Source organism: Streptomyces avidinii, from assembly GCF_014650695.1.
GTDB lineage: Bacteria > Actinomycetota > Actinomycetes > Streptomycetales > Streptomycetaceae > Streptomyces > Streptomyces avidinii.
In genome coordinates this window covers 232769-257929 of the sequence record NZ_BMVL01000008.1, presented here as the reverse complement: position 1 = coordinate 257929, position 25161 = coordinate 232769, and the positions used below count along the sequence as shown (strand labels likewise).

22 protein-coding genes, 1 tRNA gene and 1 pseudogene are annotated in these 25161 nt (G+C 72.7%); 11 read left to right on the top strand and 13 right to left on the bottom strand.

Annotated elements, in window-relative coordinates; all coding sequences use genetic code 11:
- Positions 1 to 12 precede the first annotated feature (12 nt).
- Positions 13 to 279: a hypothetical protein gene (locus tag IE257_RS22735; RefSeq protein ID WP_189971406.1), complete on the top strand. Its 267-nt coding sequence runs from the start codon at positions 13 to 15 to the stop codon at positions 277 to 279.
- Here IE257_RS22735 and IE257_RS22730 read toward each other — a convergent pair.
- From IE257_RS22730 to IE257_RS22710, 5 genes and pseudogenes are all read right to left on the bottom strand, one after another.
- The gene (locus IE257_RS22730; protein ID WP_189971404.1) at positions 276 to 680 is read right to left on the bottom strand and encodes a VOC family protein; all 405 of its coding nucleotides are present in this window, start codon (positions 678 to 680) and stop codon (positions 276 to 278) included. The two genes, IE257_RS22735 and IE257_RS22730, sit on opposite strands and share 4 nt — an antisense overlap.
- Before the next feature lie 479 nt (positions 681 to 1159).
- Complete coding sequence (locus IE257_RS22725; RefSeq protein ID WP_229920590.1) at positions 1160 to 1402, bottom strand: hypothetical protein; 243 nt, start codon at positions 1400 to 1402, stop codon at positions 1160 to 1162.
- 188 nt (positions 1403 to 1590) lie between these two features.
- Entirely contained in the window at positions 1591 to 2157 is a 567-nt protein-coding gene (locus IE257_RS22720) for a hypothetical protein (protein ID WP_189971403.1), read from the bottom strand.
- Positions 2158 to 2245: 88 nt separating this feature from the next.
- Positions 2246 to 3106 carry a TIGR03619 family F420-dependent LLM class oxidoreductase gene (locus IE257_RS22715; protein ID WP_189971401.1) on the bottom strand — a complete coding sequence of 287 codons (861 nt, stop codon included), beginning with the start codon at positions 3104 to 3106 and terminating at the stop codon, positions 2246 to 2248.
- An 88-nt stretch (positions 3107 to 3194) separates the two neighbouring features.
- Positions 3195 to 4316, bottom strand: a pseudogene (locus tag IE257_RS22710) (ADP-ribosylglycohydrolase family protein); the annotation flags it as partial.
- A 609-nt stretch (positions 4317 to 4925) separates the two neighbouring features.
- Between IE257_RS22710 and IE257_RS22705 the strand changes: the two are divergent.
- The gene (locus IE257_RS22705) at positions 4926 to 5990 is read left to right on the top strand and encodes a tyrosine-protein phosphatase (RefSeq protein ID WP_189971399.1); all 1065 of its coding nucleotides are present in this window, start codon (positions 4926 to 4928) and stop codon (positions 5988 to 5990) included.
- 55 nt (positions 5991 to 6045) lie between these two features.
- On the opposite strand, the gene IE257_RS22700 is transcribed toward IE257_RS22705, so the two are convergent.
- Positions 6046 to 8622 (bottom strand): bifunctional FO biosynthesis protein CofGH, encoded by a 2577-nt coding sequence (locus tag IE257_RS22700; protein WP_189971397.1) that lies wholly within the window; start codon positions 8620 to 8622, stop codon positions 6046 to 6048.
- Positions 8623 to 8662: 40 nt separating this feature from the next.
- Positions 8663 to 9445, bottom strand: a complete 783-nt coding sequence (locus tag IE257_RS22695; protein ID WP_189971395.1) for an SDR family oxidoreductase — start codon at positions 9443 to 9445, stop codon at positions 8663 to 8665.
- Between the two features lie 339 nt (positions 9446 to 9784).
- On the opposite strand from IE257_RS22695, the gene IE257_RS22690 reads away from it, so the two are divergent.
- The 3 genes from IE257_RS22690 (at position 9785) to IE257_RS22680 (ending at position 12024) form a co-directional block, all read left to right on the top strand.
- Positions 9785 to 11143: a diacylglycerol/lipid kinase family protein gene (locus tag IE257_RS22690; RefSeq protein WP_189971393.1), complete on the top strand. Its 1359-nt coding sequence runs from the start codon at positions 9785 to 9787 to the stop codon at positions 11141 to 11143.
- Positions 11144 to 11179: 36 nt separating this feature from the next.
- The gene (locus IE257_RS22685; protein WP_189971391.1) at positions 11180 to 11422 is read left to right on the top strand and encodes an amphi-Trp domain-containing protein; all 243 of its coding nucleotides are present in this window, start codon (positions 11180 to 11182) and stop codon (positions 11420 to 11422) included.
- A gap of 92 nt (positions 11423 to 11514) precedes the next feature.
- Entirely contained in the window at positions 11515 to 12024 is a 510-nt protein-coding gene (locus IE257_RS22680) for a hypothetical protein (protein WP_189971599.1), read from the top strand.
- Here the strand turns inward: IE257_RS22680 and IE257_RS22675 are convergent.
- A complete protein-coding gene (locus IE257_RS22675) occupies positions 12002 to 13270 on the bottom strand; it encodes an aminotransferase-like domain-containing protein (RefSeq protein WP_229920589.1) in 1269 nt (422 codons plus the stop codon). The genes IE257_RS22680 and IE257_RS22675 overlap by 23 nt on opposite strands.
- 128 nt (positions 13271 to 13398) lie before the next feature.
- Here IE257_RS22675 and IE257_RS22670 point away from each other — a divergent pair, with 128 nt between their 5' ends.
- Complete coding sequence (locus IE257_RS22670) at positions 13399 to 14256, top strand: hypothetical protein (protein ID WP_189971387.1); 858 nt, start codon at positions 13399 to 13401, stop codon at positions 14254 to 14256.
- Positions 14257 to 14469: 213 nt separating this feature from the next.
- On the opposite strand, the gene IE257_RS22665 is transcribed toward IE257_RS22670, so the two are convergent.
- The 3 genes from IE257_RS22665 to IE257_RS22655 all read right to left on the bottom strand — a co-directional run bounded on the left by IE257_RS22665 (position 14470) and on the right by IE257_RS22655 (position 16791).
- Complete coding sequence (locus tag IE257_RS22665; RefSeq protein WP_189971384.1) at positions 14470 to 14679, bottom strand: DUF397 domain-containing protein; 210 nt, start codon at positions 14677 to 14679, stop codon at positions 14470 to 14472.
- A gap of 220 nt (positions 14680 to 14899) precedes the next feature.
- Positions 14900 to 15784, bottom strand: a complete 885-nt coding sequence (locus IE257_RS22660; protein ID WP_189971382.1) for a helix-turn-helix domain-containing protein — start codon at positions 15782 to 15784, stop codon at positions 14900 to 14902.
- A 272-nt stretch (positions 15785 to 16056) separates the two neighbouring features.
- Positions 16057 to 16791, bottom strand: a complete 735-nt coding sequence (locus tag IE257_RS22655; protein ID WP_189971380.1) for a GOLPH3/VPS74 family protein — start codon at positions 16789 to 16791, stop codon at positions 16057 to 16059.
- A 186-nt stretch (positions 16792 to 16977) separates the two neighbouring features.
- Here IE257_RS22655 and IE257_RS22650 point away from each other — a divergent pair, with 186 nt between their 5' ends.
- The 4 genes from IE257_RS22650 (at position 16978) to IE257_RS22635 (ending at position 23366) form a co-directional block, all read left to right on the top strand.
- Entirely contained in the window at positions 16978 to 19479 is a 2502-nt protein-coding gene (locus IE257_RS22650; protein ID WP_229920588.1) for a D-alanyl-D-alanine carboxypeptidase, read from the top strand.
- A 110-nt stretch (positions 19480 to 19589) separates the two neighbouring features.
- Complete coding sequence (locus tag IE257_RS22645) at positions 19590 to 21554, top strand: DUF8823 domain-containing protein (RefSeq protein ID WP_372453090.1); 1965 nt, start codon at positions 19590 to 19592, stop codon at positions 21552 to 21554.
- Between the two features lie 112 nt (positions 21555 to 21666).
- Positions 21667 to 21870 (top strand): hypothetical protein, encoded by a 204-nt coding sequence (locus IE257_RS22640; protein ID WP_229920587.1) that lies wholly within the window; start codon positions 21667 to 21669, stop codon positions 21868 to 21870.
- Between the two features lie 146 nt (positions 21871 to 22016).
- On the top strand, positions 22017 to 23366 hold the full coding sequence (locus tag IE257_RS22635; RefSeq protein WP_229920586.1) for an ATP-binding protein: 1350 nt from the start codon (positions 22017 to 22019) through the stop codon (positions 23364 to 23366).
- 47 nt (positions 23367 to 23413) lie between these two features.
- Here the strand turns inward: IE257_RS22635 and IE257_RS22630 are convergent.
- Positions 23414 to 23486, bottom strand: a tRNA-Arg gene (locus IE257_RS22630).
- A 204-nt stretch (positions 23487 to 23690) separates the two neighbouring features.
- Entirely contained in the window at positions 23691 to 24086 is a 396-nt protein-coding gene (locus tag IE257_RS22625; RefSeq protein WP_189971374.1) for a RidA family protein, read from the bottom strand.
- A 97-nt stretch (positions 24087 to 24183) separates the two neighbouring features.
- Between IE257_RS22625 and IE257_RS22620 the strand changes: the two genes are divergently transcribed.
- Complete coding sequence (locus IE257_RS22620) at positions 24184 to 25155, top strand: helix-turn-helix transcriptional regulator (protein ID WP_189971372.1); 972 nt, start codon at positions 24184 to 24186, stop codon at positions 25153 to 25155.
- The last annotated feature ends 6 nt before the right edge of the window (positions 25156 to 25161 follow it).

Genomic DNA, 25161 nt, shown 5'->3' with positions numbered 1-25161 from the left:
AGGAGCAATCCCATGGACCGCACCGCCACCGCCACCGCCACCGCCTCCGGCAACGCCACCCCTACCGGCGCCCGTACCCGCACGTGGCGTCTCGTCGTGATCATCGCTTCGGCCGCGTTGCTCGTGGGAGCCGCCGCCTCCCTGACCCACGGCGCCCGCACGGTCCCCGCGACGCCGCACACCACCCACGCCTCCACGGCGCCGGTGCACGGCGACGACGGGGGCTCAGGGCACCGCCTCCTGGCGGCCTTCAAGCACCTGTGGACGACGGTGACCTAGGTCCGGCCCCAGGTGCGGGAGCAGAGCACCAGCCGGTAGCCGTCCGGGTCGGCGACGGTGACTCCCCACTCGTCCCAGTACGGGTTGTGCGCGGCGACCCGCGTCCCGCCGTGCTGGACGAGCCGCTGCACCAGGGCTTCGTCGGGGGTCTTGCCGAGGTACACCACGAACAGGTCGTCGACCGTGGGCGCGGGCACGAGCGGGTTCGAGGCGTCACGAGTGAGCTCGAAGTGCCAGCCGCCACCGGCCGGTCCGACCATCAGCAGCTCGTGCTCCCCGGGCCCGCCTCCGGCGCTGCGCCACTGCACTTCCAGCCCGAGCCCGTCGACATAGAACCGCTCGGCGGCCGCGAGGTCGAGGGAGGGCCGGGCGACGCGGACATGCGTACGTGAATCGATCATGCTCGGCAGCCTACGGAACACGCGCGAGCGAGACATGGCCGGTATTGGCCGCGCGGATCGGGTGTCCGGATTCCGCTTCGCCCGAGGTCCGTGTCCCGGCCGGGCGGTACGGGTGGCGTCCACGGTTCCCCCGCATTCGGGATCTGGACGAGTATTGGCCAAATAGGGTTTGACCTGGGGAAATGCGTTTCGCGGGGCGCGGGATCCTTGCCTAGGATCGACCTTGCTGAACGGCTCCGGACCGCCGGGCCATGTCGCTTGCACGGGGGGAGCGGCAGGGTTACGGGGGTTCCCGCGGGCCGTTCAGCGCTTGTACCGGCGCGAACGCCGAGGGCAGTCCCACCTGCCCGACCCCTGCGGCCGCCCTTGACCCGAGCGAGCAGTGGTCCGGCGACGCGACGGTCGTCCACGACAGACGGACGGCCGAGCCGCCGGCCCGGGGCCCGTGTGACGGGCCCCGGGCCGGCGAGCGCAGATGGTCAGGCGCCCAGGTGGTGGTAGTCCGCCCACTCCTTCTCGCCCTCGGCCTCGCAGTTGGCGGCGTACAGGGGGCCGATCTTGGCCGGGATGCCGGCGAAGGACGAGCAGGTGGACGCGAAGGCCTTGTGGCCGCCGGAGAAGTAATCGATGTCGACACCGTCGTTGGCCAGGGCCGCGCCGGCGCCGCCCAGCAGGATGCCGGCAGCCAGGACAGACGCCGTCAGGGCAGAGCGAATACGCATGACACTCTCCTAAGATCTCGATCAACGCGCCGGACAGACGGCCCGCGACCGGCTCAACATCACGGAGAGTTCACGGGAAACGGTGCTTCACCCCAATGGCGGTCACCCTCTGTAATTCGGGCGTGGCGCCTCGGGGACGGGCGGTGACCCCGGCCGGAAGGGCCCCTCCGTCGTCGGCCGACCGCCGGTCAGGGGCGCAGGCGGGGTGCCTCGTCGTCCGGAGTGTCGGGGCTCGCGAAGTGGAACGGGACGCCCAGGTGTTCGGCGAGGGCGGTGCCCGCGCGGGTGGCCGCGGCGGCGGAGGGGTGGCGGCCGCCGGTGTCGGCGCCGTCCAGGGCGCGTACCGCCGTGCCCCAGTAGATCGTGGCGAGGCACTTCTCCGAGACGGGCTCGTCCGCGAGGGCCAGCAGGTGCACGAACCAGTCGTGCACGGTGTCCCCGTCCCAGACCGCCTCGATCGCCACCACCCGGCCCGGGACGCCGTGGGCGAGGGCGGCGAGCGAGTCCAGGTCGAGCGGGGAGTCGGGCGTGCGGGCCACCCGGTCGCCGAGGTGCTCGTAGCGCAGGTGGACGATCTGCTGTGCCTCGTGGAGGCCGGTGCCCCGGGCGCGGCCGGCGTCCCACACCAGCTTGACCGCCTGCATGAAGCGGTCCTGGAGGACGTATCCGTCGACCTGCGTGCGGATGCCCGCCGGGAGTCCCGCCCACTGGTCCTCGATGCCCCGGTCCACGCCGCCCGCCCCTCGGTTCGTCATGGCGTCATGATCGGCAGGGCGGCGGCGTGCCGTCGAGGGGATTACGGGCCCGCCCCGGCCCGCCCCGGCTCGGTCCCGGTTCGGCCGATCAGAGGTACTGGGCGAACTGGTCCAGGGTGCGCAGGACTTCCGGCTTCGCTGCGGAGGGGAGCTGGAGGACGACCTCCTCGATGCCGAGGTCGGCGTAGTGGCTCATCTTGCCGGGGGAGGGCTGGACGGCGTACGGAACCACCTGGAGGGACTTCGGGTCGCGCCCGGCCGTCTCCCAGACCTGGCGCAGCACCGGGAGGGACTCGGTGAGGCCGCCGCCGCCGATGGGGAGCCAGCCGTCGGCGTGGTCGGCGACGGCGGCGAAGAGCTTGGGGCCGGCCGCGCCGCCGATCAGGGTGCGCGGGCCGTACAGGGGGGCGCCGGGGCCGAGTTCGCGCGGAGCCCGGACCGGTTTGGGGTGGGCGGCGCTGGCCTGGACGGAGCAGTACTGGCCCACGTACGCCGTGGGCTCGGGGGACCACAGGGCCCGCATCAGTGCCATCCGGTCGCGGACCAGGTCGCGGCGGGTGCGCCACTCGACGCCGTGGTCGGCGGCCTCCTCGACGTTCCAGCCGTAGCCGATGCCGAGGGTGAAACGGCCGTGGGAGAGGTGGTCCAGGGTGGCGACCTGTTTGGCGAGGTCGATCGGATCGTGCTGGGCGACCAGGGTGATGCCGGTGCCGAGGTGCAGCCGCTCGGTGACGGCGGCGGCCTGGCCGAGGGCGACGAACGGGTCGAGGGTGCGCCCGTACATCTCGGGGAGTTCGCCGCCCATGGGGGCGGCGGTGTCGCGGGTGACCGGGATGTGGGTGTGCTCGGGGAGGTAGAGGCCGGAGAAGCCGCGCTCCTCCAGACTGTGGGCCAGCCGGACGGGGGAGATGGTGCGGTCGGTGAGGAAGATGGTCGTGGCGATCCGCATGGGCTCTGACACCTCCGAGACGTGGGACCCGCCACGGTACGGGCTGGGCCCGCGAATGTTGAGGGGGCGTCAGGTGCCGGGTAGCGGATCAGCCGCGCGGGTAGCGGGCCAGCCAGCCCGGGGAGGAGGTCGTCGGGTTGTGCAGGGTCGGGCCCTGGGTCAGCTCCAGGGCGAAGTCGTCGGAGATCTCCAGCAGCGCGGCCCGGCCTTCGAGTTCGGCGAGCCAGGCGGCCGGGAGGGCCGTCTCGCCGTGCAGGGCGCCGAGCAGGGCCCCGCACAGGGCGCCGGCGGCGATGGAGTCGCCGCCGTGGTTGACGGCGAGGCGCAGGCCCTGCGGGACGTCCTCGGCGACCAGCGCGCAGTAGACGGCGACGGCGAGGGCGTCCGAGGCCTCCTCGGGCCCGTCCGGGCCGTCGCCGCCGGGCGAGAGGGCTTCGACGGCCTCGGGCCCGGGGGAGCCCTGGGTGACCGCGGCCAGGGCGCGCTGCAGGGCGTCCGTGACGGGCTGGTGCCCGGGGCGGGCGCCGAGCAGGCCGAGTGCGCGCTGGACGGCGGAGTCGAGGGAGTCGCCGCGGATCAGGCCGTGGACGATGACGGCGACGGCTCCGGCGGAGAGGCCGGCGGTGGGGTGGCCGTGGCTCTGCGCGGCGCATTCGACGGACAACTGGAGGACGAGGGAGGGCTCCCAGCCGACGAGTAGCCCGAAGGGGGCCGAGCGGGTGGCGGCGGCCGCGTCGCGGGCGCTCGGGTTCTTCGGCTGGTCGAGGGTGCCGAGCACGTCGTCGGCGAAGCCGGTCAGGCACGCGCGGTGCGGGGCGCGGCGGGCGTAGAGCCATTCCTCCTGCGCGAGCCAGCCGTTGTCCTGGCGGCGCTCGTCGGGGCCCCAGTCGTGTTGGGTGGCGGCCCAGCGCAGGTACGCGCGGTGGAGGTCGGTGGGCGGGTGCCAGGCGCCGGTGTCCCGGCGTACGTGGGCCCGTATCAACCCGTCCACGGTGAAGAGGGTGAGCTGGGTGGCGGCGGTGACCCGGCCGCGGCGTCCGAGGGCGGGGGCCGGTCCGGTCAGGCCGTCCGGGCCGTGCGCCTCGCGGAGGGCGTCGAGGGTGAGGCCGGCGGCGGGTGCGCCGAGGGCGTCGCCGAGGGCGGAGCCGAGAAGGGTGCCGCGGACGCGGCTGCGGAAGTCCTGCTGCTCGACGCGGCCCCAGAGGCCGGTGGCGACGCCCCTGCCGAGCGTGCGGTTCGCCCCGGCGGGGGCGGGGGTCCGGGCGCCGCCCGCGGGGGCGCCGACCGGGCCCGGGCCGCCCGCCGGGCCGGATGCGGCGGCGGTGGCTGCGTGGCCGGGGGTGCCCGCAGCACCGGGGGCGCCCGGGACGACGGGGTCGTGCAGGGACGCGGCGGGGGCGTGGCCCGCCGGGCTCGTGCCCGGCACCGGGCCGTCGGCCGGGCCGTGGCCGCCGGCCGGGCCGTGACCGCCCGCGGGGGCGGAGACGGGCGGGGCGGCGCTCGGGCCGCTGTTCATGTCGTTCGTACCGTTCACTGCGTCCATCCCCGGCACCGCGCCCCCCGCTGACCAGTCCACTCGATGCCCGGCGTCCCTACCCGTACCCGCCGCGCACGCGAACCCGCACTGTAGTGGACACGATCGGTCGAATCCGGAAGCGGTCGGCCAAGCGGCCCGTGAGTCAGCGGAGATCGGCCAGAATCCGAACACTTCCGGCCGCCACCAGGAAGGTGGCACGTTTTGCCAGTTGCCTTCGAGCCGGTCGTTTTCGGTCACACCTCGTTCATTCGACGTTCTCCCCGGCCGCCCAGCCTCGGAGCCATGAAGAAGGCACTCCTCGCCGCGACCGTCGTCGCCTCCGCGCTCACCGCATCCCTGGTCGCCGCCCCGCTCGCCTCGGCCTCGGGCCGGGACCGGCACGACCGCTCCGCCGTCCCGTTCACCGAAGCCACCGTCACCGCCGGGGCCGACGGATCCTTCACCCTCCGGTGGAAGGCCCGCGGCACCGACCGGGTCGAGATCAGGGCGAACGGCAAGGTCGTCGCCAAGGGCGGGTCCCAGGGCCGGGCCGTGGTCAAGGGGCTGCCCGCCGCCGACCGCCAGTGGTTCGACTTCGAGCCGCAGCGCGGCCGGGGCCTGCGCCTCGCCGACCGGCTGATCGAGCTGGACGGCACCGCCAACTTCCGCGACGCCGGCGGCTATCGCACCAGCACCGGCCAGTGGGTCAGGATGGGCGAGGTCTACCGCTCCGACGCCCTCGACAAGCTGACCGAGAACGACCTGGCCAAGCTCCGGCGCCTGCACATCAAGACGGTCTTCGACCTCCGCATGGAGGACGAGCGCACCAAGGACGCCGACAGGGTCCCCGCGGGCGCCACCTACGTCGTCGCCGACGTCTTCGCCGGCTCCGGTTCCTTCCGGACCATGCCCCGCACCCCCGACGAGGCCGTCAGGGCCATGGTCGACGCCGAGCGGGCGATGGTCTCCGGCGCCGGCGGCAAGAAGGCGTACACGCAGGTCTTTGAAGGGATCGAGCGCGACCGCAGCCGCTCCGTCCTCTTCCACTGCACCGCCGGCAAGGACCGCACCGGCTGGGCCAATGCCGCCCTGCTGACCGCACTCGGCGTGCCGCGCGAGACCGTCGAGGCCGACTACCTGGCCAGCAACGACTACCGCAAGGCCGCCAACGACGCGATCCTCTCCCACCTGCCCGCCCAGCAGGCCGCCGTATACAAGCCGATGCTCGACGTGCGCCCCGAGTACCTCAACGCGGGCTACGACGAGGTCAGGGCCGCGTACGGCTCCTTCGACCGTTACCTGGAGGACGGGCTCGGCATCGACTCCCGTGAGCTGAAGCAGCTCAAGAAGGACCTGCTCGTCGGCTGATCCGGGCACGCGGCCACGGAGGGGAGCCGGGGCGCCGGCTCCCCTCCGCCCGCGCTCAGTCCAGTACGGGAAGCAGCTCCGGCAGGTGCCCGTCCGAGGCGCGCGCCGCCTCCTGCCGCTCCCGAGGCACCTCCCCGTACAGCGTCGTACGGGCCTTCGCGGGCCGCCCGGCCGCCTCGGCGACGGCGATCAGGTCCTGGACCGACTTGTAGGAGCCGTAACTCGACCCGGCCATGCGCGAGATGGTCTCCTCCATCAGCGTCCCGCCCAGGTCGTTCGCACCGGACCGGAGCATCTCGGCCGCGCCCTCCGCGCCCAGCTTCACCCAACTCGTCTGGATGTTGGGAATGTGCGGGTGCAGCAGGATCCGGGCCATCGCCGTCACCGCCCGGTTGTCGCGGACCGTCGGACCCGGCCGCGCGATGCCCGCCAGGTAGACGGGCGCGTTGGTGTGGATGAAGGGGAGCGTCACGAACTCCGTGAAACCGCCGGTCTGCTGTTGGATGCGGGCCAGCGTGCGGAAGTGGCCCAGCCAGTGCCGCGGCTGGTCCACGTGCCCGTACATCATGGTGGACGAGGAGCGGATCCCGAGCTCGTGCGCGGTGGTGATGACGTCGATCCAGTCCGCCGTCGGCAGCTTTCCCTTCGTCAGGACCCAGCGGACCTCGTCGTCCAGGATCTCCGCCGCCGTACCCGGGATCGAGTCCAGGCCCGCCTCCTTGGCCGCCGTCAGCCAGTCCCGTACGGACATCCCCGTGCGGGTCGCCCCGTTGACGACCTCCATCGGCGAGAAGGCGTGAACGTGCATGCCGGGGACCCGCTGCTTCACGGCGCGTGCGATGTCGAAGTACGCCGTCCCGGGCAGGTCCGGGTGGATGCCGCCCTGCATGCACACCTCGACCGCGCCCACGTCCCAGGCCTGGGCGGCCCGGTCGGCGACCTGGTCGAGCGAGAGGGTGTAGGCGTCGGCGTCCGTGCGGCGCTGCGCGAAGGCGCAGAACCGGCAGCCGGTGTAGCAGACGTTCGTGAAGTTGATGTTCCGCGTGACGATGTAGGTGACCTCGTCGCCGACCACGGACTTGCGCAGGTCGTCGGCGATCCGGCACAGCACGTCGAGCGCCGGCCCGTCCGCGTGCAGCAGGGCCAGCGCCTGGGCGTCCGTCAGTTTCGTCGGATCGTCGGCGGCCTGCGCGAGGGCGCCCCGTACGTCGGTGTCGATGCGCTCGGCGACCATCCCGGGCGCCGCCGCCTCCCGCAGGGCCTCCCAGTCGCCGTACACGTCGTCGAAGTCGTCGCGGCGGTCGCCGGTGCGTCCTTCGGTGTCGATGGTGGCGTGCAGGTCCGTGCGCCCGTGGGCGGTGAAACCCTCGTCCGGCTCCTGCCACGGCCTGCCCTCGACGGGCGCGCCCTCGTCGGCGAGCCCGGTCTGCGGATCGGCCAGCGCCCGTACGTGCGGCAGCAGGCGGGGGTCGAGCCAGGGCTCGCCGCGCTGCAGGAACTCCGGGTAGATGGTGAGGCGTTCGCGCAGCTCGAAGCCGGCGGCGGCGGTCCGCTCGGCCAGCTCGTCGATGTGCGGCCAGGGACGCTCCGGGTTCACGTGGTCGGGGGTCAGCGGCGAGACCCCGCCCCAGTCGTCGATGCCCGCGCCGATGAGCAGCGCGTACTCGGCGTCCACCAGGTTCGGCGGGGCCTGGATCCGCGCGCCGGGGCCCAGGATGTGCCGGGCGACGGCGATGGCGGCGGCCAGCTCCTCCAGCTCCGCGTCCGGCATGCCGCGCATGGCGGTGTCCGGCTTGGCGCGGAAGTTCTGGACGATGACCTCCTGGATGCCGTGGTAGCTGCGCTGGATGCGGCGCAGCTCGAAGAAGGCCTCGGCCCGCTCCCCGTAGGACTCGCCGATGCCGATGAGGACGCCGGTGGTGAAGGGGACGTTGGAGCGCCCCGCGTCCTCCAGCACGCGCAGCCGCACGGCCGGGTCCTTGTCGGGGGAGCCGTGGTGGGGGCCGCCGGGCTCGGACCACAGGCGGGTGGCGGTGGTCTCCAGCATCATGCCCATGCTCGGCGCGACCGGCTTCAGCCGCTGGAGGTCGGACCACGACATGACCCCGGGGTTGAGGTGCGGCAGCAGGCCGGTCTCCTCCAGGACCCGGATCGCCATGGCGCGTACGTAGGCGAGGGTGTCGTCGTAGCCGTGCGCGTCGAGCCACTCGCGGGCCTCGGGCCAGCGGTCCTCGGGGCGGTCGCCGAGGGTGAAGAGGGCTTCCTTGCAGCCCGTCGCCGCGCCCTGGCGGGCGATGTCGAGGACCTCGTCGGGGGAGAGGTACATCCCGTGGCCGCTTCCCCGTAGCTTCCCGGGGACGGTGACGAAGGTGCAGTAGTGACACCTGTCGCGGCAGAGACGCGTGAGGGGGATGAAGACCTTGCGGGAGTACGTGATGACACCGGGCCGGCCGGCGGCGGCGAGCCCGGCGTCCCTTACCCGTGCGGCGGAGGCGGCGAGGTCCTGGAGGTCCTCGCCGCGCGCCTGGAGGAGTACGGCCGCCTCGGTCGCGTCGAGCGCGACGCCGTCGCGGGCCCGCCGGAGCGCGCGGCGCATCGCGTTTTCGGTCGGAGCGTCACTCGGAGTGGTCATGGGCCGAGCATACGATCCGACGTTCCGGCGGTGGTGTGGCTCATCTCATCAACTCACCCGCGTTGACCAGCAGAGACTGGCCGGTTATCGCCCGGGCCCGGTCGGAGGCGAGGAACGCGGCGGAGTCGGCCACGTCCCCGTCGGTGGCCAGATCGGGCAGCGCCATCCGCCGGGTCAGCCGGGCGTGCACCTCGGCCTCGGGGATGCCCTCGGTATGGGCGGTGAAGGTGACGAAGGCCTGCACGGGCGGGCCCCACATCCAGCCGGGCAGCACGGTGTTGACGCGGATCCGGTGCGGGCCGAGCTCGCGGGCCATGGAGTACATGGCGGAGGTCAGCGCCCCCTTGGAGGCGGCGTAGGCGGCCTGCTGCACCTCGTTGGGCGCGGCGACCGCGGACTGCGTCCCGATGATCACCACGGAACCCCCGCGCTCCTTGAGGCCGGGCAGAGCGGCCCGGGTCATGCGCAGCGTCCCCAGCAGATTGACGTCGATGATCTGCTGCCAGGTCCCGAAGTCGGCGTCCTCCAGGCCCCCGAAGTACGAGTCCCAGGCGGCCACGTGCACGACGGCGTCGATCCGGCCGAAGCGCGTGAGCGCGAGCTCGGCCAGGGCCTCGCACTGCCGCTCGTCGCCGATGTCGGTGGCGCGGTGGGCGGTGTGTGCGCCGTCGGGGTCGATCTCGGCAGCGGATTTGGCGAGATTCGCCTCGGTCCGCGCCCCGAGCACGGCGTTCCCGCCGTCCCGCACGACGGTGGCGGCCACCTGATGCCCGAGCCCGGCCCCGACGCCGGAGACGATGACGGTCTTCCCTTGCAGCAGCACGACGGACCTCCAGGCGACAGACAGATCTGACGACCCGTCAGGCTAGGTGAGCCCCGCGCCCGTGTGAAGGGGCGGGGCGGAGCGGAGTGGCGAGTCGGAGGCGCGCTCCTCGGCGCCCGCCCGGCATCGACCACGGGTCCGTGGTCGTGCCTGGCGCATCGGGGTCAATCGGCCTCCCCGGAAGCGGTAGCCGTCCGTACGACCGCGGCCACCGTCGGGGCGAGGCGGAGCCGGGACGCCGGCCGGGTCCTGTGCGGGTTCGCGTCCGCGTCGACGGGTGATCGGGTTCGGGAGATGATCGGAGATGACCCCGCGGCACGAGGCGAGGACGTGAGGACCATGTCGCTTCCGGATCCGTCCGGCCCGCCCCGGCGTGCTCGGTGGTGGGCCCTGCTGGCTGTGGTCTGTGCGGTGCTCGCGGCGCTGACCCTGGTCGCCGAGGGCATCGTCGGTGGGCTGCTCGTCCTCGTCGTCGGGCTGGCCGGGGCGGCCCTCACCGCCATGGGGACCTGGTGGGTCGTGTCCCATCGCGGAGCGGTCCGAATGGTCGGCATGCTGCTGGTGGTGGCTGCGCCCGTGGCCATCCTGCTCATCTACGCCCGGGCGGACCTGTGGCCCACGGCGCTGGTCGCCATCGCGCTCTGGGCCGCCGCCGTGGCGTGCGCGCGGACCGCGCTGCGCGCGGCGCGCCGGAGCCACGGCATGCGGGCCGTCACGCGCGCCGGCCCCCGGAACCCGGTTCTGATCATGAACCCGAAGTCCGGCGGCGGAAAGGTCGGCCGGTTCGGCCTGGTCGAGAAGGCCGAGGCGCTCGGCGCGCGGGTGGTGCTGATCGACCCGGAGGTCGCGACGGACGTCGCCGCCCTCGCCCGCCGGGCGGTCGCCGAGGGCGCGGACCTGCTCGGGGTGGCCGGCGGCGACGGGACCCAGGCCCTGGTGGCCGAAGTGGCGGCCGAGCACGACCTGCCGTTCCTCGTGATCTCCGCGGGCACCAGGAACCACTTCGCCATGGACCTCGGCCTGGACCGCGAGGACCCGTCCCGGTGCCTGGACGCGCTGGCCGACGGGGAGGAGCTCAGGGTCGACCTGGGTTTCGTGGGCGGCCAGGCCTTCGTCAACACGGCCTCCTTCGGCGTCTACGCGGAGATCGTGCAGCGACCGGAGTACCGGGACGCCAAGGCCGACTCGGCCCTCGCCGCACTGCCCGACCTGCTGCTCGGCTACGCCGGCACTACCCTCGACGCCGTGGCCGACGAGACGCGGCTGGAAGCCCAGCAGGCGCTGCTGGTCAGCAACAATCCCTACTCGTCCCCCGAGCCGATGGGGGCCCGCAGGGCCCGGCTCGACCTCGGCGTGCTCGGTGTCGTCGGGATCCGGGTGAACAGCGCCGCCCAGGCGGCCGATGTCGCGCTCCGCGGAGCGCGGGCGGCCGGCCTCCAGGTCCTGACCTCCCGCCAGGTCGTCGTCGGCTCCGCCGCGGAGCGGATCGCGGTCGCCGTGGACGGCGAGGCCCTGACCCTGCCCACGCCCGTGACCTGCTCCGTCCGGCCGGGCGCACTGCGCGTACGGGTCCCCCGGCTCCGCCCGGGTGCTCCGCCGGCCGCGCCGCCCATGCAGTGGAGCGAGGTGCTCGGACTCGCCTTCAACCGGCCGGCCCGGGATGCCCGACCTCCCGTACGGCGCGACAATGGCCAATGAGCCCGACCCGGCGTGCGCAGCGGATTGGAGACATCCGTGAAGGACCTCAAGTTCGAGCAGAAGCGTTCTCTTTCCCGTCTGGAGGCCGCCGATCAGCTCTCCGCGCTCGCGGAGGCCCTGCGGCACGGCGGCAACGCCGAACTGCAACTCGGCCCGGGGAAGATGAGCCTGCGGGTCCCCGACGAGCTCCGCACCGAGATCGAGGTCGAGGTCGGCGACGGGGAGATCGAGATGGAGATCGAACTCAAGTGGCCCACTGCGCAGGCCGGGGCCGCGTGACAGCCTCCTCGGAGGGCGGCGCGGAAGGCGGCGGCCCGGAAGGCGGCGTCCCGGCGGAGGCCCGGCCGCAGGACGCCTTGCCGAAGGAGGGTGTGCCGCAGGACGCCTTGCCGCAGGAGGCTCCGGCAGGGCGCGAGCAGCGCGGTGACTACACCGGCGCCGTCTACGGCTCGCTGCTCGCCGCCTCGGTGGTGGTCGGCGCCGGAACGCTCGGTCCCTACCCGCGGGTCCAACTCGTCGTGCTGCTCCTGTCCACCGGTGTGGTGTTCTGGGCCGCGCACGTCTTCTCCCGCCTCTTCGGGGCCCGCATCGTGAACCGCCTCACCTGGCCCGTGATCCGCAGCGAGGCCAGGCAGGAGCGCCCGATCATCGAGGCCGCCGTCCCGCCCGCCGTCGCGGCAGCCATCAGCCCGTGGTTCGGACTGGGCCCCCAAGGGGTGGTGTGGCTGGCGCTCCTGGTCGCCCTGATCGGGCAGGTCGGCTGGGCCACCCTGGCCGCCAGCCGCGCCGGTGCCTCCCGCCGGCTGATGCTGCTGGCCGGCGCGATCAACCTCTTCCTGGGGCTCCTCATCGTGCTGCTCAAGGTCGCCCTCCAGCATTGAAGCCCCCGATCCGCTTCCCGCCGTACTCCGCCAGCGCCGTGCCCAGCCGGCCGACGCCCTCGGTGATCTCCGCCGGGGTGTGCGTCGTGAAGTTCAGGCGCAGGGTGCGGGGGTCCGGGTCGGCGGCGAAGAAGGGGGCGCCCGGGACGAAGGCGACGCCGTGCGCGACGGCCGTCCCGAGGAGGGCCGTCGCATCGTGGCCCTCCGGCAGCCGGGCCCAGAAGAACATCCCGCCCGCGGGCAGGTTCCACTCGCAGTCGGCCGGAAGGCTGCGGCTCAGGGCGTTCTGCAGAGCGTCGCGGCGCTCGCGGTACGCCGTGCGGACCGTGGCTATGTGGGCGTCGAGGTCCACCGTCCGGAGGTAGTGCGCCGCGGCCAGCTGGTCCACCGTGGAGGTGTGCAGGTCCGCCGACTGCTTCGCGACCACGGCGGCCCGCCGCAGCGCCGCCGGCGCCCGGAGCCAGCCCAGCCGCAGCCCGGGGGCCATGACCTTCGAGAAGCTGCCGAGCAGCGCCGTACGGTCCTCCGCGCCCGGGTGCGCGGCGAGCCACGCGACCTCGCGGCCCTCGTAGCGGAGGTCGCCGTACGGATCGTCCTCCACCAGCCACAGCCCGAGCCGCGCCGCGATCTCGGCGACCGCCGCCCGGCGTGCGGCCGGGAGGGTGCGGCCGGTCGGGTTCTGGAAGGTGGGGACGGTGTACAGCAGCTTCGGCCGCTCGCGCACGACGATGTCCGCCAGGGCGTCCGGGAGGATGCCCTCCGCATCGCAGGGCACGGCCACGACCCGCGCCCCCGCCAGCCCGAAGCACTGGAGCGCCGCGAGGTAGGTGGGGTTCTCCACCAGGACCACGTCACCCGGTTCGACCAGGGTGGCGGTGATGAGGGTGAGGGCCTGCTGGGAGCCCGAGGTGACGAGCACGTCGTCCGGGCCGGTCGGCAGCCCGCGCGCGGAAGCCCGGGCGGCGACGGCCTCGCGGAGCTCCGGTGCGCCCTCGGTGGTCGAGTACTGGAGCGCGCGCCGGGCCGACACCGCGAAGGCGGTGTCGTACGCGGCCCGCAGGCCCTCGGTGTCGAAGAGCTCGGGCGCGGGGAGGCCGCCGGCGAGGGAGATGATCCCGGGGCGCTCGGTGAGCGCGAGGATCTCGCGCACGGGGGACCCCTCGACCGAGGTGGCGCGCCCGGCGAACGCTGGCGGCGGTGCGGCGGTGGCGGTGGCAGGCACGGCAGCGGACACGGCAGCGGACACGGGCAGCTCCTTCAGGAGGCGGGTGGGCGCATCGTAGCCAGGGAAAGTTGTAGACGGCATGTATGTATCAGGGGGTGGACCCGTCCCGACCCCTCCCCATCTGATGCTGCATCAGATACACCGTTCCCATGACGACAGGAGAGCAGGACCCGCAGCAGGACACCCGCGTCGAGGACTACGCCGAACTCGCGGCCGTCGGCCCCTACGGCGTCCGTCCGGGCCACGCGCTGATCACCATGGTGGAACCGCACCCGGGCCACGAGTACGCGTACAACCGCTGGTACGAGGACGACCACTACTACGCCGGCGCCATGGCCATGCCCTGGATGTACGCGGGCCGCCGCTGGGTGGCCACCCGCGAGCTGCAGGAACTGCGCTACCCCGAGAAGTCGGCCGTGGCCCAGCCCGTCACTGCGGGCTGCTACATATCGACGTACTGGGTCACCGAGGGCCGCTACGACGAGCACATGAAGTGGACCGTCGGCATCAACAAGCGCCTGAACCGTGACGGGAGGGTCTACCAGGACCGGACCCACGTCTTCACGTCCTTCCAGGACCACGTGGGCACGGTCTACCGCGACGGCGCCGCCGGCCCGCGGGACCATCACGCCCTGGACCACCCGTACGCCGGCCTCGTCGTCCAGGTCGTCGACGCCGACGGGCCCGAGCAGCGGGCCGAGTTGCTGGAGTGGCTGCGCTCGCGCGCCCTGCCGAAGCGGCTGCACGGCGGTCCGGCCGCGATGGTGACGGTCTTCCGCCCCACCCCGCTGCCCGGCGACCGGATGACGTACGTCAAGCAGGTGGAGGGGGTCGACACCCGCCTCACGCTGCTGTGGTTCCTCCAGGAGGACCCCCGGACCTGCTGGGACCGCTTCCGGGGGCTGGACGCGGAGGTCGCGGAGGTGGGTCTGGGGCGGGTGGAGCTGGTCGCGCCCTTCATCCCGACGGTGCCGGGGACCGACCGCTACGTCGATCAGCTGCGCTGAGGGGCCACCACCGGCAGCCGCCCCGGGCATGGCCGAGCCCCCTCGGCCAAGACGGCGGGTCGGTCGAGAGGGCCCCAGTCAGTGGTGCAGGTGGTGCAGGTGGTGCAGATGAATCAGGTCGTCCTCGGGGTGCGGCAGTCGGTCCCGCTTGTGCCGGATGCGGGGACCGAACGGTAGGGACTGCGAGGACGGTCGGGACGCGCGCCGTGATGTTCAGGCCAGGCGTCCGAGCCGGCCCTCGGTGACGTCGGCGACGAACGAGGTCCAGGATCCGGGCGCGAAGGTGAGGGACGGGCCGTCCTGCACCTTCGAGTCGCGGACGGCGATGGCCTCCATGACAGGGGACTTGACCTCGACGCATGCGCCGTTGGCGGAGTAGGAGGACTTGATCCAGTTGGTCGTGGCGCCCTGGCGAATAGCCATGTTTCTCTCCGGTGAGCGAGTAGTGCCGGTAGATCCGGTGTCCTGTCGGCCACATTTCCGGCCGACCTGATCGACGCTACCGGCAGCTCCTGACGGGTGAAGCGACCATTCACCCGACCGGGTGGCATATTCCATTCAGGCCTTCTGTGGCCGGGGAGTGACGGTGTACCGTACCGGCCCGCCCGTTGCCCGCCCGATGGATATCAGCCGTATCCCGCCGCTATGCGCGCTTGTCGGCGTATTCGTTGATGATCCCCGAGATGAAGTCACGGGTCTGGTCGACGTTGAGGGCCTGCGCACGCAGGTGTTCGTACATCACGCTGTACTTCTGGACGTCGTTGGCCTTCTCCAGGTACAGGTCGCTCGTCACGCCCTCGATGTAGACGACGGTCGAGTCGGACGCGTCCGGGAACTCCAGGATCGCGTACTGGCCGTTGACGCCCGGATGCGCGCCCAGGCCGAAGGGCATCACCTGCACCGTGACGTGCGGCTGCTCCGACTGCTCTATCAAGTACTCCAGCTGCCGGATCATCAGCTGGGCGTCGCCCACCCGTCGGCGCAGCGCGGCCTCGTCGATCACGGCCCACAGGCGCAGCGGCCCGAGCTCCGGGTTGTTGTTCTCCGTCTCGGAGAGCCGCTTCTGGCGGTGCATGCGGACCTGGACGCGCTTGTCCACGTCGGCGGGGGCGGTCTCCGGCCACGCGCCGCGCACGAGGGACTGGGCGTACTCGGTGGTCTGGAGCAGTCCCGGGATCACCAGGGGCTCGTAGGTGCGCAGGCTGGCGGCGTCCGTCTCCAGGCCGATGTAGACGCTGTACGGGATGTCGCCGAAGGCGTGCCACCAGCCCTGCTGGCGGGAGTCCTTCGCCATCTGCATGAGCGAGTCGATGAGGCGGCGGTCCTCCACCTCGTAGACGTCGCACAGGTCGCGGACGTCGCGCTGGCTGATGGAGCGGCGGCCGTTCTCCAGGCGGCTGATCTTCGACTGGGAGACGAGCAGGCGCTCGGCGACCTGTTCGGCCGTCATGCCCTTGTCCTCACGGAGCTTGCGCAACTCCATGCCCAGTCGGCGGCGTCGGACGGTGGGATTGACATTGGACGCCACGTGAACGGCACCTCCGCCTTCTTCTGTCGTTGCAGCTGTTTCTCTGCGTATCTGGTGTTGAGCAGACTGCCACCGAAGCGGGCGGCGCCGCTGGGGAACGGCCCGGAAACACAGACGCGCGGGGTGGCGGGGTCGGCGAACCGGCCCCGCCACCCCGCGCGCTGGCGGCTCCCGAACCGACCGGGTCCTCATGGACGCCGGTCCGGGCGGTGGCGTTGCGATGGAACGGGTGAAACGGGTGAAACGGGTCGAACGGGTCGAACGGGGGTGGATCAGTGCGCGGCCGCGCGGGCCATGGCGCCCGTCCGGCGCGGCTGCAGCGGAACGCTGCCCGCCGTGGCCCGGGCCGGCGGTGCCGGTGCGCGGTCACGGCGTGGCTGTGCAGCCACACCGTTCTGGACGTCCATCACGGCGTGCGCCACGAGTCCGCCCATCGGGTCGTGTCGGATCAGGTCCCGCAGCCGGGACCTGGACGACCGCCCCTCGTTGCCGGGGTACAGGTGCTTGCCGAGTCCGACCGCGTGGGCCAGTGCGGCGAGCGCCGCGGTCCGCGGGTCCGGCGGTACGCCGGTGCGGATCGCACTGTCGAGCCGGGCTCGGATCTCCCGGCTGATCTCCGTGTCCGTCGCCTGGTAGCGAGTCGTCGGCAACACTCCGCACATCTGTCCTGCGACGGCATGAACCATGCCGCAGCGCTCCAGATGAGCGAGGTAAATCTGACGGAGCCCCAGTCGGGGTCCGCCGATCCAGTGGACGGCCCGTACCGGGCTGCCGCGCCTGCGCAGCAGTTCCAGTGCGGAGTCCAGAGTCGGATCTCCTGTCGGCCGTGGCATCACCACGGCGATACGATCCCCATCAGGGGCTATCCGTCCTGCCAGAGCCAGCTCCACTAGCTGTGCCCCGGCCAGGCCGAGGTCGAGCGACTGCGGCTGCGCCGTGGTACCCGTGGCCGGGTCCAAGGCGAGCAGCAGAAGCTCCTCCGGAATTGTTCTGCGGCTCCTGCCCATCCATGCCTCCCCGCGTGGATGAGTGACAGGGTGACGCCTCTCACATTCATCTGTCGAGAGCGCGTGGCCGCTTTGTGGGGGAACCCGCAGTTATGTCGTTCTCGTCTGGCACGGGGGCGATGCTCCCGAGACGGGACACTGTTAGACATTCGGACAGCCGGACATGGCGGCGATGGAGGAGGAACGGTGGCGGGCGAGTCCCCCGACAAGTCGGTAGATGAAGGAGTGCCGGGGGCGGCGGAGTCGTCCGCGGGGCGCGATCCGAGGCTGTCGGTGTTCCGGCCGCGCGATCCCGAGGGTGGCGGGGGCGCCCGTTCCGGTGCGGGCGTCGAGGTCGACGTCGAGACCGGGACCGAGCCCCGCGCCGACGCCGACGCTCAGGTCGGTTCTGGTTCCGATTCGGATTCGGATGTCGAGACCGATGGCGGTGCCGAGGTCGAAACCCGGGCCGAGGCCGAGACGGATGCCGAGGGTGAAGCCGGCGAGCGGGATGCGCTGCGGGATGCCGTGGCGGCATGGGTCGCCTCTGCCGACGATGCCGACGCTGACGCCTCCGCCGATGCCGACGCGGACACCTCCGCCGACGCGGACGAGGACCCCGCGCCGGGTGAAGCAGTGGATTCCGCTTCGGTGGATGCCAAGGCGCCCTCGGGTAAGCCCGAGAGTGTCGGGTCCGACGCGTCCGAGGCGCAAGCCGAGGATCCCGACTCCGATTCCGATTCTGCTTCCGACCCGGCCGAGGAGCCGGTGGACAACGAGCGCACTGCCGTGTTCCGTGCGGTGAAGCCGCCGTCCACGCCCGCTCCCGCTGCTGAGGCGAAGCCGGTCGACAGTGAGCGCACCGCCGTGTTCCGGGCCGTGAAGTCAGATTCCGCTTCAGCCTCCGTCCCGGAGCGGGCGAAGCCCGAGCCCGCTGCCGATGAGCCCGCGGACAGCGAGCGTACGGCCGTGTTCCGCGCGCTGAAGCCGCCTTCCGCTTCGGCTCCCGTCGATGAGGCGAAGCCCGCGGCCGAGAAGCCCGCGGCCGAGAAGCCCGCGGCCGAGAAGCCCGCGGACAGCGAGCGCACCGCCGTCTTCCGGGTCCCGAAGGTGGATGCGGTCAAGGCGGAGACCCCGAAGCCCGCCGCCAAGCCGGCCGCCCCGAGGCCGACCCTGGCCAAGCCGGCCGAAGCCAGGTTCACCCCGGCCGCACCCGCAGAGGCCAAGCCGGCAGAGGTCAAGCCCGCCGAGGCCAAGCCCGCCGCCGAGGCGCCCAAGGGCAGCACCTTCGTGCCGCTGCGCCCGGAGGGCACCGCGCCGGCCACCCCGGCGGCCGGGCAGCGGCCCAAGCCCCCGGTCACGCCCGCCTCGCGGTTCGACCGGATCGACGGGGCCGAGCGGACCACCCAGCAGCCGCTGCCGCCCAAGCCGCCGCTGGACATGCTGGCGGACCTCACGAACAACCCGCCCCCGCCGCCGAGCCCGATGCGCACCGCCGTCCGGCGCTTCAAGATCTACGCGCCGCTCGTCGCGCTCCTGGCGCTCATCCTGGCCGTCGTGCAGCTGGTGCGCCCGCTGCCCGAGCCGAAGCTCGTGATGACCGCGAAGTCCTCGTACACCTTCGACGGCGCCGCGCCCCAGCTGCCGTGGCCCGCCGAGGGCCAGGCGTACATGGCGGCCGCCGGCCTCGGCACGCTCGGCCAGTCCGGCGAGCAGAAGCCCGTGCCGATCGCGAGCGTCACCAAGTCGATGACGGCGTACATCATCCTGCGCGACCACCCCATCAAGAAGGGTGAGCAGGGCGCGATGATCGACGTCGACAAGACGGCCGAGTCCGAGGGCAAGAAGAACAACTCGACCGACAACGAGTCCACCCTCGACACGGTCAAGGAGGGCGACAAGATCTCGGAGTACGACGCGATCGCCGCCCTCATGATCCCGTCCGCCAACAACATCGCGCGGCTGCTCGCGCGCTGGGATTCCGGCTCGCAGGAGGCGTTCGTCAAGAAGATGAACGAGACCGCGAAGGAACTCGGCATGACCAAAACGACGTACACGGACCCCTCGGGCCTGGACGCCACCACGGTCAGCACTGCCGAGGACCAGGTGAAGCTGGGCCTGAAGCTCGTCGAGATCGAGACGCTGCTCGACATCACCAAGAAGCCCAGCTGGATCGACCCGTCGGGCAAGAAGTGGGACAACTGGAACCGCCTGGTTCCGTACAACGACTCGCTCGGCATCAAGACCGGCACGACGACGAAGGCCGGTGGAAACCTCCTCTTCGCCGCGCAGAAGAAGGTCGGCAACACCAACCAGCTGATCGTCGGGGCCGTCCTCGGCCAGCACAGGGCGCCGATCATCGACACCGTCATCGCCGCGAGCAAGCAGCTCATGATCGCCACCCAGAAGGCCCTCGAAGGTGCGCCGGTCGTGACCAAGGGCGCTGTCGTGGGCTACGTCGACGACGGGCTCGGCGGCCGGACGCCGGTCGTCGCCACCGCCGACGTACAGGCGGTCGGCTGGGCCTCGCTGACCGTCGACGTCAAGCTCGCGGACGGCGGCGGCAAGCTGCCGCAGACCGCGAAGGCCGGTACCGAGGTCGGTCTGCTGACCGTCGGCGAGGGTGCCAGCCAGGTCAAGGTGCCGGTCGCCCTCAAGGACGACCTCGCCGCGCCGGGCATCGGCAGCAAGCTGACGCGCGTCGGCTGACATCCGGTGAGAGCGTGGATCCGGCGCCCCGGGCAACCCCGGGGCGCCGGGCCGCGTCTTGGCTGCCGGGAAGTCGAAGTGTGGACTCGTGTGTGTTGGGGAGTGCGGCAGTGACCACCGCTGAGCAGCAGGGCCGGCGCGAGGAGGCCATCCCGTCGGTCGACGACGGCGCTCCCGGCGTGTCCACCGATGCCGCCCGTCCCGTACACCCGGCACATCCCGCCGGTGCCGCGCATCCGGCGGCGACCGTGTCCTCCGGGGCCGTTGCGCCCGACGGCATACGGCCGTCCCGCGGTCCCGTCGGGGCCGTCCTGGACCGGGCCCGGCGCCACCCGGTGGCCGTCTCCACCGTTCTTGCCGGGCTGCTGCACGTCGCCTGGTTCTTCAGCTTCGCCAACAGCGGCGGCGACCTCGCCGCGCAGGACGCCTGGGCCGAGTTCGTGGGCCGCCATCCCGACTCGGCGTACAACCTCGCCTGGTACGGCGGCATGCACCCGGTCTCGTACAGCGTGGTCTCGCCGTACCTCATGCACATGCTCGGCGTCCGGACCACGATGATGATCGCCGGCACCGTCTCGGCCGGGCTGTTCGCACTGATCCTGACCCGTTGCCGCAGGGCCGTGCGCGAGCCGCTGTGGCCCGCGCTCGCGGGGGTCTACGGCCTGCTCTGCAACGCCCTCTCGGGCCGCGTCACCTTCGGCCTCGGCGTGATGTTCGCGCTCGGCGCCGTCGCCGCCGTCTTCTGCTGGCCCCGCAAGTGGGCGGAGCGGCGCTGGGCCAAGGCCGCGGTGGCGGCCCCGCTGGCCGGGCTCGCGACCGCCGCCAGCCCCGTCGCGGGCCTCTTCCTCGGGGTGATCGCGGCCGCGCTGTTCCTCAGCGGGCGGCGGCCGGGTGCGTACGCGCTCGGGCTGGCCCCGGTGGCCGTGGTCGGGCTGTCGGCCTGGCTGTTCCCGTTCTCCGGGACGCAGCCGATGAAGATCGGCTCGGCCGGGCTGCCGTTCGTGTTCGCGCTGCTGATCCTCTTCCTCGTACCGCGGCGCTGGAAGACCGTACGCATCGCCTCGGCCGTCTACGCCCTCGGCGTCTTCCTGACCTGGGCTATCGACTCCCAGGTCGGTTCGAACGTCACGCGGATGGTGATGCTCTTCGGCGGCGCCGTGCTGCTCGCGGCCCTCGCGTACGAGGTCCCGCGCACGCGGCGCTGGTACGGCGTGCTGCTCGCGTGCGTCGGCCTGAACGCCTGGATCACCGCGAACAGCGTCACCGACATCGTTCGCACCACGCCGCTGGCGGCCTGGAGCCGTGAGCTGGCGCCCCTCGTCGACCAGCTGCAGAAGGCGGGCGCCGACCGCGGCCGGGTCGAGGTGGTCCCGGCCAGCAGCCACCGAGAGTCCTCCGCCTTCCCCTCGTACGTGAACCTCGCGCGCGGCTGGAACCGGCAGGCCGACCTGGAGCGCAACCCGCTCTTCTACGACGACACCCTCACCGCCGACAGCTACCGGGCCTGGCTGGAGCGCTGGGCCGTGCACTACGTGGTGCTGCCCGCCGACAAGCCCGACTCGGGCGGGGAGGACGAGGCGAAGCTGGTGCGCGCGGGCGTCCCGTACCTCCAGCAGGTGTGGGGCGACGCGAACTGGCAGCTCTTCAAGGTCCTCGATCCCACCGACCTGGTGTCCGGGCCGGCGACCGTGGTGCGGGCGAGCGCCGACCGGCTGGTCGTCGACGTGAAGCAGCCCGGACGGGTGCTGGTACGGATCCCGCACTCGCCGTGGCTGGGGCTGGTGGACGCGTCGGGCAAGCCGGTGCCGCCGCCGCAGGAGACCTTCGCCTCGAAGGCGCGGGGCGCCGGCGGGGAGGGCGGCGCGCTGCGGAAGCAGTACGCGAACGCGGCGGGATGCCTGTTCAAGGCCGCTCCGGACGACACCGGGGACGTGTGGACGGAGCTGCTGGCGCCGGCCCCGGGGGAGTACCGGGTGGCGGCGAAGTACCAGCTGCCGCGGGGAACGCCCTGCCCGGAGGACCTGGTGCACCAGACGCTGGGCCAGCCGAACCGTCCGGCCCCGCCGCGCCCTTGATCGAGTGCCTTGATCGGAATTCTTTGCACGTCGGTCCGGGTGCGTTGGTCCGCATATGTGCATACGATCCCAGTAGTCCGATTGGGTGCTTCCCGAAGGAGTTGACGGCGGGATGAACAAAGAGCAGAAGCGGGATGTCCGGGCCGCCCTCGCGAAGGCGCAGGAGCTGGCGCAACCGCCACGCTCTGCCGGTCACGGCTTCGACGGTCCGGTACGCAGCAAGGTCAAGGGCGGAATGCACACGAAGGCCGCGCTCAAGCGGGCCGGCACTCCGCAGGGCGACCGTATCGGCGAACGCACCAGTGGCCTGAGCTGACCGTGATGGCGCAGCCCTTCCGGCCGCGGCCGGAAGGGCCTCGTACGCCCTGCAGCCGCCGCGGGCGCAATCTGGCCTGATCCCGTGCGATCCGGCCGGATCCCGCCGCTCACCCGGCGGGTCTGGCGCATTACCGTGAGCTGACCATGAAGAACATGCAGCGCGGCGAGCGGCTGCGGCCGCGCCGGCGGCTGCTGCCCGCCTGGACCTCCACCCTGACCTGGAAGGCCACGGTCTTCATCACCCTCATGTGCTGCGGCCTCGCGGCGCTGCTGGGCTGCCTCGTGCACGGCGCCATGACCCGCCAGACCGTGGGCACGGCCCGCGAGAAGGCACTGACCCGGCTGGAACGGACCGTCGAGGCGTACGAGGCCGGCGCGCGCATGCCGCGCGGCGAGGGCATCGACCCGCCGGGCCTGCCCCCGGAGCTGCGCGCGCTGGCCGTCGGCGGCAAGCGCGGCACCGCCGTCGGCCAGCACCGCGGCCGCCCCGTGATGTGGGCGGCGGGGCCGGCCGCCCAGGGCACGGCGATAGCCGTCTCCGTGGACTTCCGCGCCAGCGAGCGGACCATCGCCGAACTGGACCGGGCCATCCTCGGCTCCTCCGGGCTCGCCATCGGCGGCACCCTCCTCATCGGCGCGTTCGTCGTCACCCGGATCACCCGGCGGCTGCACCTGACCGCGCAGGTGGCCCGCCGGATCAGCGCCGGCGACCTGGACGCGCGGGTCGACGACAGCACGCGCAGCAAGGACGAGGTGGCGGCCGTCTCCCGGGCCCTGGACACCATGGCCGCGTCGTTGCAGGGCAAGCTCGAAGCCGAGCAGCGGTTCACGGCGGACGTGGCCCACGAGCTCCGCACCCCGCTGACCGGCCTGAACGCGGCCGCCGAGCTGCTGCCGCCGGGCCGCCCGGCCGAGCTCGTACGGGACCGGGTGCGAGCGATGCGCTCGCTGACCGAGGACCTGCTGGAGATCTCCCGGCTGGAGACCCGCAGCGAACGCGTCGAGCTGGACTCGCACGACCTGGCCGAGCTGGCGGCGCACGCGATCCGCGCCTCCGGCACCGACACGGCCCTCGAGGTGCGCGGCTCGCGCGGCCGCCCGCGGGTGGACACCGACCGCCGCCGCCTGGAGCGGATCCTGGGCAACCTCGTGGCCAACGCGCACCGGCACGGCGCGCCCCCGGTCGCGCTCACGGTCGACGGCCGGACCCTGACGGTGACGGACTCGGGCCCCGGCTATCCGGAGTACCTGCTGACCACGGGCCCGCAGCGGTTCCGTACGGAGGGCATCGGCAAGGGCCACGGGCTGGGCCTGACCATCGCCGCCGGCCAGGCGCGGACCCTCGGCGCCACCCTCACCTTCCACAACCGGGAGGCGGGCGGCGCCGAGGCCCGCGTCACGCTCCCGGGGCCCGCAGCACGGGGAGCAACTGCGCCTCCTCCCCGTCGAGATGGGCCTCCGGCTCCCGGCCCGTCCGCCCCACCGGCTCGCTGAAACACCAAGAGGCCCCCCGGTCGATGTCGACCGGGGGGCCTCGTCCGTGCCCTCGGCAGGATTCGAACCTGCGACACCGGCTTTAGGAGAGCCGTGCTCTATCCCCTGAGCTACGAAGGCGGGGGCTTGTCGCGAACCTTGCCGGAAACCCCGCTGGGGCCGCCCGACTCGGACGGACAAACGTCCTGGTCAGTTTGCGTGCGCATGCGGATCGGGCAGCGTCCTCACGGACGCTTTCCCGGGCACACGCCTGGTAGCCGTCTGACCGCTGACAGCCTAGCGGATCAGCTGGTCGGGGTCGCCCCGATTGGTGGGAGGGTCGCCTCACGCCACGGCGGTGCCCTCCAGCTCGACCAGCTGGCCGGGGACGGCCAGGCGCGTCACGCCGAGCATCGTGGTGGTCGGTGCCACCCGGGCGGCGCCCAGGCGGGCCGCGAGGCCACCGTAGTGCCGGAAGAGCAGATCGACGTCCGTAGTGTAGACGCCCAGCCGCACCAGGTTCGCCAGCGACATGCCGGCCTCGCCCAGCACGGCCTCCAGGTTGTCGATGCTCAGCGCCAACTGGGCCGCCATGTCCCCCTCGTGCAGGGGCCTGCCCTCAGCGCTCATCGCGGTCTGGCCCGAGATGTACAGGGTCCGGGTGTGCCCGGAGACCAGCTCGCCCTGGTTGAACCCCATCTCCACCGACCATGTCACCGGGTTGACCGCCGTTCGCTCCATTGCCCCATCAGCTCCGTTCGATTCGTCGGACGTCGTGGTGGCGAGCCTCCCAACGAATCACGACACCCTCTGTCGTGTATCTCGATAAAGTTCGTCCATGCGCGCCGACCGGCTGGTCTCACTGGTGCTCCTGCTGCGCCGGCACGGTCGGCTGACCGCGGACACGCTGGCCCGCGAGCTGGGGGTGTCCACCCGCACCGTGCTGCGCGACATCGATGCGCTGTCCGTGGCCGGCGTCCCGGTCTACGCCGAACGCGGCCGGCACGGCGGGTTCGCGCTGCTGCCCGGCTTCCGGACCGAGCTCACCGGACTGAACCACGACGAGGCCCTCGCCCTGCTGGCCGCCGGACCGGGGCGCGGCGAGCAGGTCTTCGGCCTCGGCCCCGCGCTCGCCTCGGCCCTGCGCAAAGTGGTCGACGCGCTCCCCGAAGGCCACCGGGCCACCGCGAGCGACGCGGCCGGGCGCTTCCTCGTGGACCCCGAGACCGACCTGCTCTCGCGCCGGCCGGTCACCGACGAGGTGCCCGGCGCCGCGATGATCGAGATCCGGCGGGCGGTGCTCGCCGGGCACAAGCTGCGCATCCACTACGCGGCCACGGGCCGGGTCCCGCAGTGGCGCACGGTGGACCCGATCGGGCTGGTCACCGTACGCGACCGGGGGTACCTGCTGGCCACCAGATCCGGCGCCGACCGCACCTACCGGCTGTCGCGGGTGCTGGCCGCCGAGGAACTTCCCGAACCGGCGCAGCGGCCCGGCCGGGTCGACCTGGACCGGATCTGGCGGGAGCGCTCCGCGCGGTTCCTCGGCGACGGCCACCTCACGGTGCTGGTACGGGTGGACCCGGCGAGGCGGGAGGACCTGCTGGACATGGCGGTGGCCGTCCGCGCCGAGGAACCCGACGCGGACGGCCGGCTGCGGCTGGAGTTGACCTTCCAGGACGCACGCCATGCGGAATGGGCCCTGTGGCAGCTCGGCACCGACGCCGAAGCACTCGCCCCGCAGTCCCTGCGTACGGCCCTGCACGACCGCGCCGCGGCGATGGCCGGCCGCTACGCGGACCCGTCCTGAGGCGGG